The sequence below is a fragment of the Nocardiopsis sp. FIRDI 009 genome (assembly GCF_003386285.1).
In the GTDB taxonomy this organism is placed as follows: Bacteria; Actinomycetota; Actinomycetes; order Streptosporangiales; family Streptosporangiaceae; genus Nocardiopsis.
Map to the genome: position 1 here is coordinate 22,957 of NZ_QPNC01000011.1, position 17,764 is coordinate 40,720.

A 17,764-nucleotide genomic window follows, 5' to 3' on the forward strand; every position below is an offset into this window, starting at 1 on the left:
GGCCGCGCCGCGGGCGTCCGTTGAGGGTGGTGGCGGGTGACGGGCGGGCCAGAGCGAAGCGGAGGCCCCGAAAATACCGCCCGCCCGCGGTCTCACGCCTGGCGGTCCCCCGACTCCCCCGGGGGGGCGCCGCCCCGCCGCTCGGCGATCCGCTCGGCCAGCTCGTCGCTCACCAGCAGGTCGTCGCGGATCCGCCCGGTCCGGTAGGCCACCCGGGAGGCGATGTGCCCCGCCACCGGCACCGTCAGCACCTGGAAGAGCCCCACCAGGACCAGCGTGCCCGTGTTGAACACCCCGGTCTCCTGCGGGGCGATGCGCAGACCGATCCCGACCAGGACGAGGAGCAGCCCCAGCACCTGGGGCTTGGCCGCCGTGTGCATCCGGGACAGCAGGTCCGGGAAGCGCACCAGGCCGACCCCGGCCACCAGGGACAGCGCCGCCCCGACCAGCAGGCACAGCACCGCGATCCAGTCCAGGACCGCGACCAGTTGCTCGCTCACGCGTTCCTCCCCCTCCCGTCGGCGCCCGCCGCGCCCCCGGGGCCCTCCCGCCCTCCGGCGGCGGACCCCCGCAGGTGTTCGCCCAGGTGGCGGCGGGCCACGAACTTGGACACGCTGACCGAGCTCACGAACCCGATCAACGACAGCACCAGCAGGATGGGCAGCACCGACGGGTCGCGGTTGACCGCGGCGTAGGCGCCGATGCCGGTGAGCGCCGAGGCCACGAGCACGTCGACGGACAGCGCCCGGTCCAGGATGCTGGGCCCCAGCATCAGGCGGGCCGTGCTGAGCAGGGCGGCCAGCCCGAGCAGCACGGCGATGGCGATCCACAGGACGGTCACGCGCCCCCCTTCCCGACCACCGGAGCGGCCTCCAGATCGGCGATGTCCTGACGGGTCCCGACGGCGCGCACGATCCGCTCCTCCAACCGAAGCGCCCCCCTGCGGGCCCGCTCGGTCCCCGCCTCGTCGATCGCGCCGAGGACGTGCACGTACAGCACCCGGTTCGGCTGTTCGACCTCCACGACCACGCTCCCGGGGATCACGGACAGGGCGATCGACGTGAACACGAGCATGAGGTCGGAGTCGGTGCGCAGCCGCACCGCGATCACGGAGCTGCGCACCGGCGGGCCGGGCGCGAACACGTACCGGGTGACCTGGAAGCTGGCCACGACCATGTCCACGGCGACGAACCCCAGCAGCCGCAGCGCGCTCAGCGGGCGCAGCCGCAGCCCCGGACCGAGCGGTGGCAACGGGAACACCACCATGATCAGTACCGACACCCCGAACCCCAGCACTGCCAGCCCCAGTGACTCCTCCCGCCACTGGAACCCGTTGAACAGCACCACCCACACCAGGGTCATGCCGAGCGCGACCGGCAGCTGCACCTTGCCCAGTCGGCGGCGTACCGCCCGCAGGCCCCGGCCGCCGCCGGTCACGGGCCCCTCCGGCCGACGCGGTTCCTCCACGGTCATCGGCTGCCTCCCAGTACGGCGTGGATGTACGGAGTGCGCTCGATCAGCTCCATCGCGGTCTCCGACGCGTAGGCGATGAGCGGACCCGCGAACACGGTCAGGGCCAGCCCCATGACGACCAGCGCCATCGTGGCGCCGACCATGCTCCGGGGCAGGACCACCGATGTCACCACCCGTGTCGCGGCCCGGGTGGCGGTGTCCTCCAGCCGGGAGGAGGGGCCGACCGCCTCCTCCGGGCCCAGGGCCGCGGTGGACGTGTCACCGCCCTCCTCGCTCTCCTCCAGGACCGTGCCCGGTTCGGCGACCATGCCCTCGGCGGGAGAGCGCCAGAACGCGTAGCTCCACACCCGCGCCATGACGTACAGCGTGAGCAGGCTGGTCACCACCGACGCCACGACCAGCGCGTAGGCCATCGGCGTCCCGGACTGCACACCGGCCTGGAGCAGGCCGAGCTTGCCGAGGAACCCGGACAGCGGGGGGATGCCGCCCAGGTTCATCGCCGGGATGAAGAACAGCACCGCCAGCACCGGCGCGATCCGCCCCAGCCCGCCCAGGTCGTCCAGCGACGTGGAGCCGCCGCGCCGTTCGATCAGCCCCGTGATGAGGAACAGCGTCGTCTGCACGGTGATGTGGTGGGCGACGTAGAACACCGCGCCGGACAGTCCCAGCTCGTTGCCGATCGCCACCCCGAACAGCATGTACCCGATGTGGCTGACCAGGGTGAAGGACAGCAGACGCTTGATGTCGTTCTGGGCGACCGCGCCCAGCGCGCCCATGATCATGGTGGCCAGGGCGACCCACAGCAGGAGCGTGTCGATCTGCGTGCCGGGGAACATCAGGGTCTGCGCGCGGATGATCGCGTACACGCCCACCTTGGTCAGCAGGCCCGCGAACACCGCGGTGACCGGCACCGGAGCGGTCGGGTAGGAGTCGGGCAGCCACGCCGACAGCGGGAACACGGCGGCCTTGATGCCGAAGGCGACGACCAGGATGACCTCCAGCACGAGCCGCAGCTCGGTGGAGACGTCCCACAGCCGCTCGGCCAGCAGCGCCATGTTCACGGTTCCGGTCGCGGCGAAGACGAGCCCGATCGCGATGAGGAACAGCACCGAGGACAGCAGCGACACCACCACGTAGATGGCGCCCGCGCGCATGCGCGGCTGGGTGCCGCCCAGGGTCAGCAGGACGTAGCTGGCGGTCAGCAGGATCTCGAACCCGACGTAGAGGTTGAACAGGTCACCGGCCAGGAAGGCGTTGGAGACCCCGGCGACCAGGATCAGGTAGGTCGGCTGGTACACCGACAGCGGCGCCACCTCGGCCTTGCCCGCCATGCCCTGGCCGATGGAGTACACCAGCACCGCCAGGGTGATGGCCGCGGACACGGTCACGAACAGGGCCGACAGCCGGTCGGCCACCATGGTGATCCCGAGCGGCGCCTCCCAGCCGCCGAGCTGGACCGCGAGCGGCCCGACGGCGTCGGCGCCGACCATGAGCGCGAACCCGATCAGGAGCACGGCCGTGAGCGTGGCGACGCTGACCCACTGCTGGAGCCGGGGCCAGCGGCTGCCGAGCGCGAGCTTGACCCCGGCGGCGAACAGCGGCAGGACCACCGGCAGCGGGACGAGGTGGTGCACGTCCGCGGCGAAGAGGGATCCGTCGTTCATCAGTCGTTCCCCTGCAACTCGCTGTCCTCGGCGCGGGCCAGGCGTTCGCGCTCGGCCCGCATGGTCTGGCGCATCTGCCGCCGCTGGGCGCGGACCCGGCGCCGCAGTTCCCGCCACAGCTCGCGTTCGGCCGCCCGGTCGGCACGGCGGTGCTCCCGCAGCTTCCTGCGGCCCCGGCGGACGCGTCCGCGCAGCTCGGCCACCTGCTCGACCATCGTCTGCGTGCGGTCGGTCAGCCGCCGCACGGTCTCCTGGGAGTGCTGGTCGGCGCCGCTCTCCTCGGCGTCCGCCTCGAACCGGGCGAGTTCGGCCTGGGCAGCGGCGATCTCCGCCTTGATCCGCGCCTGCTCGGCCAGCTCCTGGGCGTCGGCGGCGGCGATGGTCGCCTGGAGCTCGGCCCGCTGGGCGCGGATGTCGGCGCGCAGCCGGCGGCGTTCGCGGCGGAACCGCCTGCGGACGGCGCGGATACCCTCGCCCCGGACGATCCGGAGGTCCTCGACGTCGTCCTGGACCTCGTCGTTGCCCTCCAGCTGCCAGCTCCGGTAGGCCATGGCCAGCAGGAAGGCGGTGATGCCGAGGGTGATGACGATGGCGGTCAGGATCATCGCCTGCGGGAGGGGGTCGTTCATCTCCCCCGGTTCGGTCAGCCAGAGGATCGGCGGCCCCCCGGCCGCGCCGCCCGAGGCGAGGATCATCAGGTTGACGCCGTTGCTGAGCACGACGAACCCGAGGAGGACGCGGGTCAGGCTGCGTTCCAGGAGGAGGACGACGCCCACCGCGACCAGGACGCCGACGACGAGGACGAGGACGAGACTGGGGGTGTCGTTCATGACGTGACCTCCTCGGCCGGGGACTCGTCCCCGTGTCGGGCGGCCTCCGCGGTGTGCGCGGCGTCCCGTTCGATCTGTTCGTCGATCCGGGCGCCGAGGCTGCGGAGGATGTCCAGGATCAGGCCGATGACCAGCAGGTACACGCCGGTGTCGAACACCAGGCTGGTGGTCAGGTGCAGGTGGCCCAGGAACGGGACGTGCAGGTCCAGGGAACCGCCGGACAGGACGTCGCCGCCGATGAACGGACCGGCCAGGGCCGTCCCGGTCGCCAGGGCCAGACCCGCGCCGATGAGGGCGCCGGGCTGCACCCAGGCGGTGGCGTACAGCTCGAACCGGCCGCCCGCCAGGTAGCGGACGATGAGCGCGAGTCCGGCCACGATGCCCCCGGCGAAACCGCCGCCGACCGCGGAGTGGCCGGTGAGCAGCAGGTACACGGAGATCACCATGATCACCGGGAAGAGGAAGCGTGAGACCACCTCGAAGATGACCGACCTGCGCTCCGTGGGCAGCGCCTCGGCGCCGGTCAGCCACGTCCACGTGGCGGCGGGCCGTATGTGCGCCTCGCGCGGCGCGGTGCGCAGCCCGCCCAGGTCGATGGCCTCACCCCCGACCGGAGGGGCGTGCGGCGCGGTGTGCGACACGGGGCGGAGCCCGTGGGGGCCGCCGCGCGGCTGGGCGCGTCGGCGCACGAACATCAGGCTGGCCACGCCCGCCGCGGCCGCGCCGAGGACGGAGATCTCCCCCATCGTGTCCCAGGCGCGCACGTCGACGAGGAGGACGGAGATGATGTTCTCCCCGCCGACCTCGTGGGCGGCGTCGACGAAGCCGGGTGAGACGGACTCGTCCTGGCGTCCGGCGAGGGCGAAGTAGGTCATGCTCGCCACGAGCGCCCCGGTGGCCGCACCGATCACCAGGTTCCACATGCGGCGGCCGCGCAGGGCCGGTGTGGAGAACCGGGCGGGCAGGCGGCGCAGGACCAGGACGAAGACGACCAGGCTCACGGTCTCCACGAGGAACTGCGTGAGCGCGAGGTCGGGGGCGCCCTGGAGGAAGAACAGCACCGCGCACCCGTAGCCGGTCATCCCGACGAGGACGACCGCGAACAGCCGGCGCCGCACGAACAGGACGAACAGGCAGGTGAGGATGATGATCACGGTCGGGATCAGCTGCACGGGGGTGTCCCAGACCCGCACGGGCGGGGTGGGCAGCTCCCACAGGCGGCCGGTGAGGATCGGCCAGCCCGCCACGGTCACCACGGTGACCAGGATCGTGCCGAGGTAGACGGGCAGCGAACCGCGCTGCGTCCCCCCGGTGAGCTGGAGTGCGGCGTTCTCCAGGGCGGCGAGCATCCGCCGGTAGATCCGGTCGGGGTCGACGAACGCCGTGCGCACGCCCAGCCACACCACCCGGTGGCGCAGGAGGAAGAGCACGTAGCCCAGGGCCACGCAGAGGGCGGACAGCAGGAGCGGGAGCTCGAACCCGTGCCACAGGATCAGGTGGGTGGTCTCGGAGCCGGGGGCCGAGGGGACGGTGTCGGCGTAGGCGGCCAGGAGCGGGTCGAGCCGGTCGGCGAGCGGACCGCCGATCAGTCCGAGCACGGCGAGGAGCGCGGCGGGGGCCAGGAACAGCGGTCCGGGCGCGTGCACCGGGGTGTCGGGGACGTTCTCCTTCGTCGCGAAGGCGCCCCACAGGAAGCGCAGGCTGTAGGCGACGGTGAGGGCGGACCCGGCGACCAGTCCGACGAGCACGGCGGTGTCGACGGCGCCGCCCCCGGTGAAGGCGCCGAAGGCCAGCTCCTTGGCGGCGAACCCGAGGGCGGGCGGCAGGCCCGCCATCGAGACGAGGGCGAGCAGGGCGGTCCAGAACGCGCCGGGCATCGCCGTGCGCAGGCCGGACAGCTCCCGCAGGTCCCGGGTGCCGGTGGAGTGGTCGACGATCCCGACCACGAGGAACAGCGCCGCCTTGAACAGGGAGTGCGCGACGAGCATCGAGACGCCGGCGAGCGCGGCGGCGCGCGTCCCGGCCCCGAGGAGGGCGACGAGGAAGCCGAGCTGGCTGATGGTGCCGTAGGCCAGGACCAGCTTCAGATCGAACTGGCGCAGCGCCTTCCAGCCGCCGAGCAGCATGGTGAGCACGCCGAAGGCCAGCGCCATCGACTGCCAGACGGCGGCGTCGTGGAAGGCGGGGGTGAGGCGGGCGGTGAGGTAGACCCCGGCCTTGACCATCGCCGCGGCGTGCAGGTAGCCGGAGACCGGTGTGGGGGCGCGCATGGCGGCGGGCAGCCACAGGCTGAAGGGGGTCAGGGCCGACTTGGACATGGCGCCGATCATGACCAGCGCCAGGGCGATGTTGAGCGTGGTGCCGCCGGGCGGGGGGTCGGCGACGATCTCGGAGATGACGAAGGTGCCCGCGGCCTCGCCCAGCATGATCAGGCCGACGAACATGGTCAGCCCGCCCGCGGTGGTGACCGTCAGGGCGGTCATGGCGGCGCGGCGGCTCTCCTTCTGCTCGGTGCTGTGCCCGATGAGCAGGTAGGAGAAGACCGTGGTCAGCTCCCAGTACACGAAGAGCTGGATGAGGTCGTCGGCCAGGACCAGGCCGAGCATGGCGGCGGCGAAGGCGGTGAACACGCCCGCGAACCGGCCGAGGCCGGGTTCGGAGTCATCGAAGTAGCGGGCGCAGTAGACGAGGATGAGCGCGCCGACCCCGGCGGCGATGAGCGTCATCACCAGGCCGAGCGCGTCCATGTACAGGCCCAGTCGCAGGGAGAACTGCGGTGCCCACTCGACCGACGTCGAGAGCGCGTCGCCGCGCGTGATCACGGGGGTCTGGAGGAGGGTCCAGACGGTGGCGGCGCCGGGGACCGCGGCGAGCGCGACGAACGCGTTGCGGCCCCATCGGCGTACGAGCAGGGGGGCGAGCGCCGCGGCGATGAAGTGCGCGACGAGCACGGTGGTCAATGCGTCGTCCCTCCCGGATGGGTCCGGGCCCGCTTGCACCTGGAGCGGACACCTGCCGCCCCGAGGCCGGGGCGGCGGTTCCGCGGGCGGAGGTGTCGGTTCGGCCTCGGCGGGGCATGAATCATCGTGAAATTACGTACCTTTGCTATCTAATAGCTAGACTACACAATAATCAAACCGCCGCGCGCGTCCAGGTGTGTGGCGTACGCCCAGTCAGCGAGGATCGTTTCGTGTCTGACGAGACAGCCGAACCCGGGGTCGAGCCGCCCGACGCCGAAGCACGCGACACCGAACCGCCCGACGTCGGCCTCGACGAGTTCCAGCGCGCCTGGACCGAACTGATCAACGCCGCGATCCACGCCCGATCCCGCGGTGGCCAGGGGCACGAGGAGCTCACACTGACGCAGACGCTCCTGATGGAGGCCGTGCGCGGCATGGACGAGCCGAGCGTGGGCGCGGTCGCCCGGGTCGTCGGTGTGTCGTCCCCCTCCGCCACTCGCATGATCCAACAGCTCGAACGCAAGGGGATGATGGCGCGCCGCCGCTCCGAGCGGGACGAGCGCAGCACGGTGGTGCACATCACCGAGGAGGGCGACCGGGTCCTCGCCGCCCGCCGGGCGGTGCTGGAGAGCAAACAGCGCAGGATGTACGACGCGATCCGGCCGTCGCTGCGGCCCTACGTGGTCACCGTCCTGCGCGACCTGCGCGAGGCCCTCGACGACGTGTGAGCCCGTCGGGGCCTCCCCGCGACCCGGCCCGACCAGGGCGCCCGGCCACGCGCGGCCCGGGCTCTGCCGTGGGCAGATCTGCCCCGGGCCGAAACGGTGGCGGTCGCCGGGCGCGTCGCCGCAGGGTGGAACCACCGGCCGGGCGGACGACCGCTCCGCCGACCGGTGGAGGAGAGTTCCATGCTGACCCACGAACGGCCCGTCGCCGGACACGAGGCGGCGGGCGGCGCCTTCGACGACCAGCTGGCGGCCCGCCTGCTGCGCAGCCGCATCGTGCTGCTGGGCACGCAGGTGGACGAGACCAGCGCCAACCGGGTGTGCGCCCAGATGATGCTGCTGGCCGACGAGGACCCCCGGCGCGACATCACCCTCGCGATCAACAGCCCCGGAGGCTCCGTCTACGCGGGGATGGCCGTCTACGACACCATGCGCTTCATCCCCAACGACGTGTCCACGCTGGTCATGGGGTTCGCCGCCAGCATGGGCCAGTTCCTGGCCTGTGCCGGGACCGCGGGCAAGCGGTACAGCCTGCCGCACGCGCGGATCATGATGCACCAGCCCTCGGGCGGGCTCGGCGGGACCGCCGCCGACATCGCCATCCAGGCGGAGAACCTCGCGCACACGAAGCGGACCATGATCCGGCTCATCGCCGAGCACACCGGCCAGAGTGAGGAGACCGTCGCCAGGGACCAGCACCGCGACGCGTGGTTCACCGCCCAGGAGGCCAGGGACTACGGCTTCGTGGACCACGTGGTGACGTCGGTGCGCGAGTTGGCGGGCAGCGGATTCCGGCTCGGAGCCTCGACGCCCGGGTTCGCGCACCGGATCGGAGGAGAGGACGCATGAGCGGACGCTACACCGTGCCGGTGGTCGTGGAGCGCACCCCCAGGGGCGAGCGGTCCTTTGACGTGTTCAGCCGACTGCTGTCGGAGCGGATCATCTTCCTGGGAACGGCGATCGACGACGATGTCGCCAACGTGGTCATGGCGCAGATGCTGCACCTGGACCACGAGTCGAGCGAGTCCGACATCCAGCTCTACATCAACTCGCCGGGCGGATCGTTCACGGCGCTGACCGCCATCTACGACACCATGCGGTTCGTGCGGGCCGACGTCGCCACGGTGTGCATGGGCCAGGCGGCCTCGGCAGCGGCCGTGCTGCTCGCGGCGGGGGCGCCGGGCAAGCGGATGGCGCTGGAGCACGCCCGGGTACTGCTGCACCAGCCGTCGACCGAGGGGCAGGGGGTCGCCGCCGACCTGGAGATCCAGGCGGAGGAGATCCTGCGCGTGCGCTCCCAGGTCGAGGCGATCCTGTCCCGGCACACCGGCCAGACGGTGGAGCGGCTGCGGGCCGACACCGACCGGGACCGGATCCTCACCGCCGAACAGGCCAGGGAGTACGGGCTGGTGGACGGGATCGTCACCACCCGCGACCCGGCGGACGACAGGAGCCGGGCCGCCTAGGCGGCGCCGGTCGTGGTCCCCCGCTCCGCTTCGGTCCGCCCGGCGCCCGCCACCGCCCTCAGACGGACCACGGCGGGGTCGGGGGAGACGCCGCTCAGGCGGCCAGGGACATGATCCGGGCCCCGCGCGCGGGGGCGGGGGCCGGGACGGAGCCCGCCCGCCGGAAGTCGCCCGGGCCGGCGCCGGCCCGGAGCGGGGCCGCCAGCGCGGTGCGCCGGTACAGCTCGGCGAGGACGTCGGGGAGGGTCAACCCCAGGGAGCGGTACACCGCCGCGAGCACCTCGGAGGAGGCCTCCTTGCGGCCGCGCTCGATCTCCGACAGGTAGGGGAGCGAGACCTGGGCCTCCTCGGCGACCTCCCGGAGCGTCCGCCCCTGCTCGGTCCGGGTGCGCCGCAGCAGGTCGCCGACGATGTCGCGCATGAGCGGCTCCTCGCGCGCCACGGGTTCCTCCCGCACCTCCCGGCGCGGGCCCCGGCGGGCCTCGTCCAGGGAGCGAAGGACGGTGTCGGTCATCGGTGCCTCCCAGGGCGTGCGGCGCTGCTCCGACTCCGAGCGTACGCCGCGCGCGGGGGAGGGGGGAGGGGGCGGACCCGCTTCTGCCGACGGCAGAAGGGGACGGCCGGGGGGCGGGGCCCGCTCCGACCACGCGCGTCCCACGCCCCGGCCAAGGTCCCCCCAAGGGTTGCCCCGACTGGCGTGTGCCCGGTGTCCATCCACTGACCAGGGGGAACGAGGGTAAGGGCGTCGACCAGGGAGGAAACCGTGGAGATCACCGGAATCATCAGCGCGATCGTCGTCGGTCTGATCATCGGTGCGCTGGGCCGACTCGTCGTCCCCGGCAAACAGCACCTGCCGATCTGGCTGACCCTGCTTCTGGGCATCGTCGCCGCCTTCGTCGGCGGCTTCCTCGCCCACCTCGTCTCGTCCATGTGGTGGTGGGTGCTGATCGTCCAGGTTCTGGTCGCGGCCGTCATCGTCTACCTGGCCGACGGCATGTACGCCAGGAAACCCGGGGGAGCCGCCTGAGCGGCGACCCGGCACGGCGCCCGCGCCTCAGGCCGGATGGACCCGGTGCGCTCCGGCGGCCGGGGCGGCCTCGAAGACGGCCGGTGCGGTGAAACCCCGCTCCCGGTAGGCCGTACGGACCGCCGCCGAGCATGTCTCCCGGCCGTCCGCCTCCACCAGGGCGATCACGCACCCGCCGAATCCGCCGCCGGTGATCCTGGCTCCCAGAGCCCCGGCGGCCAGGGCGGCGTCGACGGCCGCGTCCACCTCGGGGACGCTCACCTCGTAGTCGTCGCGGAGGGACGCGTGGGACGCGGTGAGCAGCGGTCCCACACTCCGCACGTCACCGGCGCGCAGCAGGTCCGCGGCGGCCAGGACCCGGGCGTTCTCGGTCACCACGTGTCGTACGCGGTGGCGGACCGCCCCTTCGGGCAGGGCCGCCAGCGCGGAGCCGAGCCCGCTCTCGGTGACGTCGCGCAGCGCGGCGACCCCGAGGGCGCGCGCGGCCTCCTCGCAGGAGCGGCGACGGTCGGCGTAGGCGCTCTCCACCAGCCGGTGCGGGGCGCGCGTGTCGATGACCAGCAGGGCGAGACCGTGCTCGCGCGGGGCGAACGGCACCGGTTCGGCCACCAGGGTCCGTGTGTCGAGGAACAGGGCGTGGCCCTCCACGGACAGCAGGGACGCGGCCTGGTCCATGATCCCGCACGGCATCCCCACGAACGTGTTCTCCGCGCGCTGGGCCAGGCGCGCCACCTTCTCCAAAGGGGTGGCGCTCCCGTGAAGGCCGGTGGCCGCCAGGAGGGTGGCGCAGACCAGCGCAGCCGACGAGGACAGCCCCGCCCCGGCCGGGATCGTGCTGTCCACCAGCAGGTCCAACCCGTCGACCCGCGTACCCGCCTCGGCCGCGGCCCACAGCGCACCGGCCGGGTAGGCGACCCACGCCGGAGTCGAACCGGGAGCCAGGTCCGCGAGGCGGCCGTCGAACCCCTCGGGGGACTGGAGGGAGCGGAACCGGACCCTGCCGTCCGTCCGGCGGGCGGCCGCGGCGGTCAGCGCCTGGGAGAGGGCGATCGGCAGGACGTACCCGTCGTTGTAGTCGGTGTGCTCGCCGATGAGGTTGATCCGCCCGGGCGCCGTCCACACCCCCTCCGGTGGGTACCCGAAGGCGGTGTGGAAGGCCGCCGCCGTGTCGTTCACGCCAGCGCCTCCCGGAGCCGTCGGGCCGTGGTCTCCGGCGCGACGTCGTTGACGAACACGCCCATCCCGGACTCGGCCCCGGCCAGGTACTTGAGCTTGCCCGGGGCACGGCGCACGGAGAACAGCTCCAGCCGCAGGTGGGCCAGATCGCGCCGCTCACGCACCGGGGCCTGGTGCCAGGCGGCCACGTAGGGCAGGGGGGCGTCGAACAGGGCGTCCAGGCGGCGCAGGACGTCCAGGTAGAGGACGGCGAAGTCGTCCCGCTCCGCCTCCGTCAGCTCGGGCAGGTCGGGGACGCGGCGGTTCGGGTACACGTGGACCTCCACGGGCCACCGGGCCGCCGCCGGGACGAACGCCGTCCAGTGCTCCGACTCGGCGACCACCCGGACCCCGACCTCCCGTTCGGCGCGGAGGACGTCCGCGAACAGATCGCCTCCCGTGCGCTCCCGGTACCGCTCGGCGGAGTCCAGCGTGCGCAGGGTGCGGGGGGTGAGGAAGGGGAAGGCGTAGATCTGTCCGTGCGGGTGGTGCAGCGTCACACCGATCTCCGGCCCCCGGTTCTCGAAGCAGAACACCTGCTCGACCTCCGGCAGCGCGGACAGCACGACCGTCCGGTCCACCCACGCGGCCATGATCGTGCGCACCCGCTCGGGGGAGAGGTCGACGAAGGACGCGTCGTGGTCGGGGCCGAAGACGAGCACCTCGCAGCGCCCGCCGCTGGCTCGCCGGGACGGTTCCAGTTCCCCGACCGGTCCGAGTTCGGCCCCGTCCCCGGCCGTCAGCGACGGGAAGCGGTTCTCGAAGGCCACCACGTCGTAGTCGGGCGCGGGGATCTCCGTGCTCCGGCCGTCCGCCGACGGGCACAGCGGGCAGTCGTCGCCGGACGGCAGGTGGGTGCGGTCCTGGCGGTGGGAGGCGACGACCACCCACTCGCGCAGCAGCGGGTCGAAGCGCATCTCCGATCCCGTCGACACCGGGGGCAGGTCACGGGTGTCGGGGACGTGGGGGCGCGGCGCGTCGCCCTCGTCGAAGTAGATGATCTCGCGGCCGTCGGCCAGCCGGGACGAGGTCCGCCTCACGCCTTCTCCCCGGGCACGTCGGCGACCACGAGGCGGCCCACCCGCTCGGCGAGGATCTCGCGCGCCCGGGCGTCCAGTCCCGCGTCGGTGACCAGGACGTCGCACCGGTCCAGCGGGGCGATGGTGCTGATCCCGACCGTGCCCCACTTGGTGTGGTCGGCGACCACCACGAGGGTGGCGGCGGAGTCCACCAGCGCCCGGTCGGTCTCGGACTCCATGAGGTTGGGCGTGGTGAACCCGGCCCGCTCCTGCATGCCGTGCACGCCGAGGACGAGCACGTCCAGGTTGATCCCGCGCACCGACGCGAGCGCGAGCGGGCCCACGAGCGCGTCGGAGGGGGTGCGGAAACCACCGGTGAGCGCGACGGTGCGGTCCGACCGCGGGGAGCGGTGGAGGACGTCGGCGACGCGCGGGGAGTTGGTGACGACGGTCAGACCGGGGGTGTCGACCAGGCACTCGGCGACGGCGGCGGTGGTCGTGCCGGCTGACAGGCCGACGGCGCTGTGCGGTTCGACCAGGTCGGCGGCGGCGCGGGCGATCGCCCGCTTCTCCGCCTCCTGGCGGGTGGCCTTGGCCTCGAACCCGGGTTCCTCGGTTCGGGCGGGACCGGTGGAGACGGCCCCGCCGTGCACCTTGCGGACCTCGCCCCGGCTCTCCAACGCGTCCAGGTCGCGCCGGATGGTCATGTCCGACACGGCGAAGCCCTCGACCAGTTCGTTGACGCGGACCGCGCCGGTCCTGCGGATCCGTTCTAGGATCAACTCCTGTCGTCGCGCCGCCAGCATCCGCCCTCCTGCCCGAGGCCCCGCCGCACGACGCGGGGCATCATGTTTGATTGTGTTTGATTCAGTCTCCCAGGGAATGGTGCGGTGTCAATGCCTGCGGGGAGCCGGGACGGAGGGTTCTGGAGTGCCGATCCTGGGTGGTGAAGGGTGTTGGAAAGCGTTCGGGTGTGTTGTCTTCCGTCGCTTCAACGTCTGGCCCCGACAGGCGCTCCCTCCCGGGGGGTGTCGTTCCGGCGGCCGGTTCTGCGAGCCGGGTCGTTCCGGGCCGCGGCGACCTGGACGACGGCCACCGCCGCCACCGTGATCAGGGCCCCGGCCGCCTGGGTGGGGGAGAGCGCCTGGCCCAGGACCGCCCATCCAAGGGCCGTGGCGGCCAGCGGACTGCCGAAACCCAGGAAGGACACGGCCAGCGCGGGCAGGCGTTCGACCCCCCGGAACCACAGGGCGTAGGCGAGCAGGGCGCCGATCAGCCCGAGGTAGCCGTACCCGGCGAGGTTGGCTCCGGTGAGCCGGTCGGGCAGTCCCTCGACGGCGAGGGCGGCCGGGGCCAGCAGGAGTCCGGCGGCGGTGAGCTGCCATCCGGTCATCGCCAGGACGCCCGCCCCCTCCGGGCGGCCCCACCGCTTGGTGAGCACGATCCCGGTCGCCATGCAGCCCGCCGCGGCGAGTCCGGCCAGGATCCCCACCGGGTCCAGGGCGGCCTCCGGTCCGACGACGAGCAGGCCCACGCCCACGACGCCCAGCACGCAGGCCAGCGCGTGGACCGGCCGGACGCGGTCGCCGAGCAGGAGCGCGGCCAGGACCAGCACCAGCATCGGCTGGACCGACATGACCAGGGCCGCGATCCCGCCGGGCAGCAGGTAGGCGGCGACGAAGAGCAGGTAGAAGAAGGCGCCCATGTTGAGGGTGCCCAGGACGAGCGCGCGCCACCACCAGACTCCGCGCGGCAGGACGCGGCAGGCGGCGAGGAGGATCAGCCCGGCGGGCAGGGAGCGCATGGCGGCGGCCAGCAGCGGGCGGTCGGGCGGCAGGAGTTCGGTGGTGACGACGTAGGTGCTGCCCCACACCACCGGGGCGGTCAGGGTGAGCAGGGAGTCGAGGGCGAGGCGGCCGCGGCTCATCGCGGGGCTCCCGCGTCGTGGAGGTCGCCGGACGGTCCCCCGGCGGTGGGGAGCCCCATGGACCAGGGCCGTCCGTAGCGCCCGTGGAACACGTGGCGGTCGCGCGGACGGCGGCCCGGGTGGCGGCGCTCCTCGACGGGGAGTCCGATCGACAGCAGGAGCGCGACGGCCAGGTCGTCCCGGTCGTCGACGCCGACGACCTTCTTGACCTCGGCCTCGTCCCAGCCGTTCATGGGCGAGCTGGCCAGTCCCGCACCGGTGGCGGCGAGCATGGCGAAGCCGGCGGCGATCATCGCGTCCTTGACCGCGTACTCGCGCAGGAGGCCGCGTTCGGCCAGGTCGCGCTGGAAGTCGACGCCGTGGGTGGCCACGGATCGGGCGAACTCCTCGCTCCAGGCGCCGCTGGCGCGGGCGGTGGTGAGGACGTCGGAGAGGTCGCCGCGCCAGGCGTCGCACTCGGCGAGGAAGACCAGGGTCACGGGTGCCAGACGGGGCTGGTCTTGGTCGTTGGCCGCGCGGGCGAGGGCCTCGCGGTCTTCGGGGGCGGTGACGGCGACGACGGACCGGGACTGGAAGTTCCAGCTGGAGGGGGCCTCCACGGTCAGGGCGAGGAGTTCGGTGAGGAGGCCGTCGGGCAGGGGGTCCGGACGGAAGCGGCGGGCGCTGCGCCGGGTTCGGATGGCCTCGGCGACGGAGACGGGGGGTCGTATGTTCATTTCCACGTCGAACCTTTCGATGATGAATCATTCGATGTCGAAATATTAGATCGTGGATATCCGCCGGGTCAAGGGAGCGGGGGCTATCATCGCCGGATGAACGACGCCGTCGACGTTTTCCTCAGCCAGTGGGCGCGCGAGCGCCCCGACCTGGACGTGTCCTCGATGGGGGTGGTCGGTCGGATGGGCCGTGCCACGCCGCTGCTCTGGCGCGGCGTCGAGAGGTTCCTCGCCGAGGAGGGCCTGGAGAGGTGGGAGTTCGACGTCCTGGCCACCCTCCGCCGGTCGGGGGAGCCCTACTCCCTGACGCCCAAGGAGCTGGTGGCCATGACGATGGTGGGCGGCGCGGCGATGACCAACCGCGTGGACCGACTGGTCGCCCGGGGGCTGGTGACGCGGGAGGTCGACCCGACGAACCGGCGGAGGACGCTGGTGACGCTCGCCCCCGAGGGGCGGGAGCTCGTCGACCGGGTGGTGGACGGACACGTGGCCAACCAGGAGCGGCTCCTGGAGGCCCTGGACGAGGAGGAGCGCGACCAGCTCGCCGGGCTGCTGCGCAAACTCCTGGTGTCCCTGGGCGACACCCTCGAATAGCCGGGGCGGGGGGCCGTCGTCCCCACCCGCCCCGGCGGCGGCCGGACCTACGGGGCCAGCGGGACCACGGAGGCGAAGGGGGCGTGCGTGGTCAGGCGCCGGGCGATCCCCTCCCGGACCATCCGCTTGGCGGTGGCCACGGCGGCGCCCACCTCGGCGCCCTTGGCCAGCTCGGCGGTGATGGCCGCGGCGAACGTGCAGCCCGCGCCGCTCACCCGCTCGTCGCCGATCTTCGGCGCGCGCAGGACCTCGACCTCCTGGCCGTCGAAGTACACGTCCACCGCGTCCGGGCCGGGCAGCTCCACCCCGCCCTTGGCGACGACGTGCGCCGGGCCGAGCGCGTGGATGCGCCGCGCCGCCTCGACCAGGTCGTCCACCGTGTCGATCCGGTCCATGCCCGCCAGGGTGCGCGCCTCGAAGTGGTTCGGCGTGATGACCGTGGCCAGGGGCAGGACCCGCTCGGTGAGCGCCTTGTCGGTGTCCAGGGCCGCTCCGGGCTCCTGGCCCTTGCAGATCAGGACCGGGTCGAGCACCACGTGGCGCCACGGGCGGGCGGCCAGGGCGCGGGAGACCACGTCGATGGTGTCGGGGGTGCCGAGCATCCCGACCTTCACCACGTCCGGGTCGTGACAGGAGGTCGCCGCCTCGATCTGGTCGGCGATGACACCCGGCTCGACGGGGACGAAGCGGTGCCCCCACCCGTTCCCGGGATCGAAGGAGACGATGCAGGTGATCGTCCCCACCCCGTAGACGCCCAGCTCCTGGAAGGCTTTGAGGTCGGCCTGGATCCCAGCGCCGCCGGTGGCCTCCGACCCTGCGATCACATACGCGCGGTCGGTCATCAGCGCGCACCCTCCTGTCTCGATGTGCCGTTGGCTGTGTCGGGGCGTGTGGCTCCCGAACCGCGCATATTGCATCACAGGCGCACGGGTCGGGCGGACCGGCGCGGCCACCGCGGGCCAGGCGTGCTCGGGCACGCCCACCCGCGGCCCGTGGCCGGCGAGGTCGTACGCCGCCGCGTGCCGACCGCCGACCGGTCGGGAGCCCCGGGGGCACGCGCCTCAGACCACCAGGAGCGTCTTGCCGACGGAGGTGCGCTCCTCCAGGCCGGCGTGCGCCTCGGCCGCGCGCCCCAGGGGGAGCGCGGCCCCGATCCTCGGCGTGACGCGCCCCTCCGCGGCCAGCTCCAGCACGTCCCGGGTCAGCTCGCGCTTGTGCGAGGGGGTGTTGCCCTCCAGGTCGAGGAGCCCGGTCACCGTCACCTTCCGGAGTTCGGCCGCCTCCGCGTCGATCTCGGCGAACGCCCCGGAGGCCGTCCCGTAGCTGATGAAGCGGCCTCCGTCGGCGACGGCGCCGAAGGCCGCCGCTCCCAGGTCGCCGCCGGCCCCGTCCAGGACCACGCGCGCCCCCTCACCGCCGGTGAGCGCGCGCACCTCCTCGACCCAGCCCGGCTTCGAGTAGTCGACGGCGGCGTCGGCGCCCAGGGAGCGCACGAGGTCGAGCTTGCGCTCGCCCCGGGCCGCGCCGACGACGTGCGCCCCCGCGGCGCGCGCCAGCTGGACGGCCAGGCTGCCCGCGCCGCCCGCGGCCGCCGCGACCAGGATCCAGGTGCCGGGCTCGAACCGGGCGGCCCCCTCCAGCAGCTTGGCCATGACCCCGTCGTGCAGCAGGGCTGCGGCGTGGGCCGGGTCGAGACCGTCGGGCACCCGGACGAGCCGCTCGGCGGGCGTGGCCGCCCGCTCGGCGTAGCCGCCCGTCGGGATGATCCGGTCGGTCTCGGGGGTGCCCCGGCCGGTCTCGGCGACCACCCGGGCCCCGACCCACGCCGGGTCGACGCCCTCGCCGACGGAGGAGACCGTCCCGGCCACCCCGGAACCGGGTGTGTAGGGGAGGGACACCGGGAAGAAGTCCTGCCCCCATCCCCGGCGCAGGAGGGTGTCGAGGAACAGGATGTCGGCGGCGGTGACGTCGATCACGACCTCTCCGGGGCCCGCGACGGGGTCGGGTATCTCCTCTGTCACCAGTGTTCCGGGGCCGCCGAACTCCCTGACTCGGACCGCACGCATCGTCATCGCTCCTCAGATCGGTTCGCGCCGCTTCCCGCGTCGCGGAACCCACCCTCTTTCCTCAAGTTAAGTTGAGGTCAAG

Annotated in this window: 19 protein-coding genes; 5 read left to right on the top strand and 14 right to left on the bottom strand. The window is 73.2% G+C overall.

Going from position 1 to position 17,764, the window contains the following annotated elements; genetic code table 11:
* Positions 1-92: 92 nt before the first annotated feature.
* The 6 genes from mnhG to DVR05_RS09465 are packed head-to-tail and all read right to left on the bottom strand — an operon-like array spanning position 93 to position 6,918.
* A complete protein-coding gene (mnhG, locus tag DVR05_RS09440) occupies positions 93-500 on the bottom strand; it encodes a monovalent cation/H(+) antiporter subunit G (protein WP_116245467.1) in 408 nt (135 codons plus the stop codon).
* Positions 497-841, bottom strand: a complete 345-nt coding sequence (locus DVR05_RS09445) for a monovalent cation/H+ antiporter complex subunit F (protein WP_116245468.1) — start codon at positions 839-841, stop codon at positions 497-499. The genes mnhG and DVR05_RS09445 overlap by 4 nt, the downstream gene beginning before the upstream one ends.
* Positions 838-1,473: a Na+/H+ antiporter subunit E gene (locus tag DVR05_RS09450; RefSeq protein WP_116245469.1), complete on the bottom strand. Its 636-nt coding sequence runs from the start codon at positions 1,471-1,473 to the stop codon at positions 838-840. The genes DVR05_RS09445 and DVR05_RS09450 overlap by 4 nt, the downstream gene beginning before the upstream one ends.
* On the bottom strand, positions 1,470-3,137 hold the full coding sequence (locus tag DVR05_RS09455; protein WP_116245470.1) for a Na+/H+ antiporter subunit D: 1,668 nt from the start codon (positions 3,135-3,137) through the stop codon (positions 1,470-1,472). The genes DVR05_RS09450 and DVR05_RS09455 overlap by 4 nt, the downstream gene beginning before the upstream one ends.
* Positions 3,137-3,967, bottom strand: coding sequence for a Na(+)/H(+) antiporter subunit C (locus DVR05_RS09460; protein ID WP_116245471.1), 831 nt, complete (start codon positions 3,965-3,967; stop codon positions 3,137-3,139). The genes DVR05_RS09455 and DVR05_RS09460 overlap by 1 nt, the downstream gene beginning before the upstream one ends.
* Entirely contained in the window at positions 3,964-6,918 is a 2,955-nt protein-coding gene (locus DVR05_RS09465) for a Na+/H+ antiporter subunit A (RefSeq protein ID WP_116245621.1), read from the bottom strand. The genes DVR05_RS09460 and DVR05_RS09465 overlap by 4 nt, the downstream gene beginning before the upstream one ends.
* Positions 6,919-7,157: 239 nt before the next feature.
* Between DVR05_RS09465 and DVR05_RS09470 the strand changes: the two genes are divergently transcribed.
* The 3 genes from DVR05_RS09470 (at position 7,158) to DVR05_RS09480 (ending at position 9,118) form a co-directional block, all read left to right on the top strand.
* Complete coding sequence (locus DVR05_RS09470) at positions 7,158-7,655, top strand: MarR family winged helix-turn-helix transcriptional regulator (RefSeq protein ID WP_116245472.1); 498 nt, start codon at positions 7,158-7,160, stop codon at positions 7,653-7,655.
* Between the two features lie 180 nt (positions 7,656-7,835).
* Positions 7,836-8,501, top strand: coding sequence for a ClpP family protease (locus tag DVR05_RS09475; RefSeq protein ID WP_116245473.1), 666 nt, complete (start codon positions 7,836-7,838; stop codon positions 8,499-8,501).
* The gene (locus DVR05_RS09480) at positions 8,498-9,118 is read left to right on the top strand and encodes a ClpP family protease (protein WP_116245474.1); all 621 of its coding nucleotides are present in this window, start codon (positions 8,498-8,500) and stop codon (positions 9,116-9,118) included. The genes DVR05_RS09475 and DVR05_RS09480 overlap by 4 nt, the downstream gene beginning before the upstream one ends.
* 94 nt (positions 9,119-9,212) lie before the next feature.
* On the opposite strand, the gene DVR05_RS09485 is transcribed toward DVR05_RS09480, so the two are convergent.
* Positions 9,213-9,632, bottom strand: a complete 420-nt coding sequence (locus tag DVR05_RS09485) for a helix-turn-helix domain-containing protein (RefSeq protein ID WP_116245475.1) — start codon at positions 9,630-9,632, stop codon at positions 9,213-9,215.
* A gap of 249 nt (positions 9,633-9,881) precedes the next feature.
* Here DVR05_RS09485 and DVR05_RS09490 point away from each other — a divergent pair, with 249 nt between their 5' ends.
* Positions 9,882-10,145 carry a GlsB/YeaQ/YmgE family stress response membrane protein gene (locus DVR05_RS09490; protein ID WP_116245476.1) on the top strand — a complete coding sequence of 88 codons (264 nt, stop codon included), beginning with the start codon at positions 9,882-9,884 and terminating at the stop codon, positions 10,143-10,145.
* 27 nt (positions 10,146-10,172) lie between these two features.
* Here DVR05_RS09490 and galK read toward each other — a convergent pair whose 3' ends face one another.
* The 5 genes from galK to DVR05_RS09515 form a co-directional block, all read right to left on the bottom strand.
* Complete coding sequence (gene galK / locus DVR05_RS09495; RefSeq protein WP_116245477.1) at positions 10,173-11,321, bottom strand: galactokinase; 1,149 nt, start codon at positions 11,319-11,321, stop codon at positions 10,173-10,175.
* Entirely contained in the window at positions 11,318-12,400 is a 1,083-nt protein-coding gene (galT, locus tag DVR05_RS09500) for a galactose-1-phosphate uridylyltransferase (RefSeq protein WP_116245478.1), read from the bottom strand. The genes galK and galT overlap by 4 nt, the downstream gene beginning before the upstream one ends.
* Complete coding sequence (locus tag DVR05_RS09505; protein WP_116245479.1) at positions 12,397-13,185, bottom strand: DeoR/GlpR family DNA-binding transcription regulator; 789 nt, start codon at positions 13,183-13,185, stop codon at positions 12,397-12,399. The genes galT and DVR05_RS09505 overlap by 4 nt, the downstream gene beginning before the upstream one ends.
* 185 nt (positions 13,186-13,370) lie before the next feature.
* Positions 13,371-14,306: an EamA family transporter gene (locus DVR05_RS09510; protein ID WP_116245480.1), complete on the bottom strand. Its 936-nt coding sequence runs from the start codon at positions 14,304-14,306 to the stop codon at positions 13,371-13,373.
* Positions 14,303-15,022 (bottom strand): nitroreductase family protein, encoded by a 720-nt coding sequence (locus DVR05_RS09515; protein ID WP_116245481.1) that lies wholly within the window; start codon positions 15,020-15,022, stop codon positions 14,303-14,305. The genes DVR05_RS09510 and DVR05_RS09515 overlap by 4 nt, the downstream gene beginning before the upstream one ends.
* 96 nt (positions 15,023-15,118) lie before the next feature.
* Between DVR05_RS09515 and DVR05_RS09520 the strand changes: the two genes are divergently transcribed.
* Positions 15,119-15,616, top strand: a complete 498-nt coding sequence (locus DVR05_RS09520) for a MarR family winged helix-turn-helix transcriptional regulator (RefSeq protein ID WP_116245482.1) — start codon at positions 15,119-15,121, stop codon at positions 15,614-15,616.
* 47 nt (positions 15,617-15,663) lie between these two features.
* Here DVR05_RS09520 and thiD read toward each other — a convergent pair whose 3' ends face one another.
* Entirely contained in the window at positions 15,664-16,458 is a 795-nt protein-coding gene (gene thiD, locus DVR05_RS09525; RefSeq protein WP_116245483.1) for a bifunctional hydroxymethylpyrimidine kinase/phosphomethylpyrimidine kinase, read from the bottom strand.
* A gap of 219 nt (positions 16,459-16,677) precedes the next feature.
* On the bottom strand, positions 16,678-17,682 hold the full coding sequence (locus tag DVR05_RS09530; RefSeq protein WP_116245622.1) for a zinc-binding dehydrogenase: 1,005 nt from the start codon (positions 17,680-17,682) through the stop codon (positions 16,678-16,680).
* Positions 17,683-17,764: the final 82 nt, after the last annotated feature.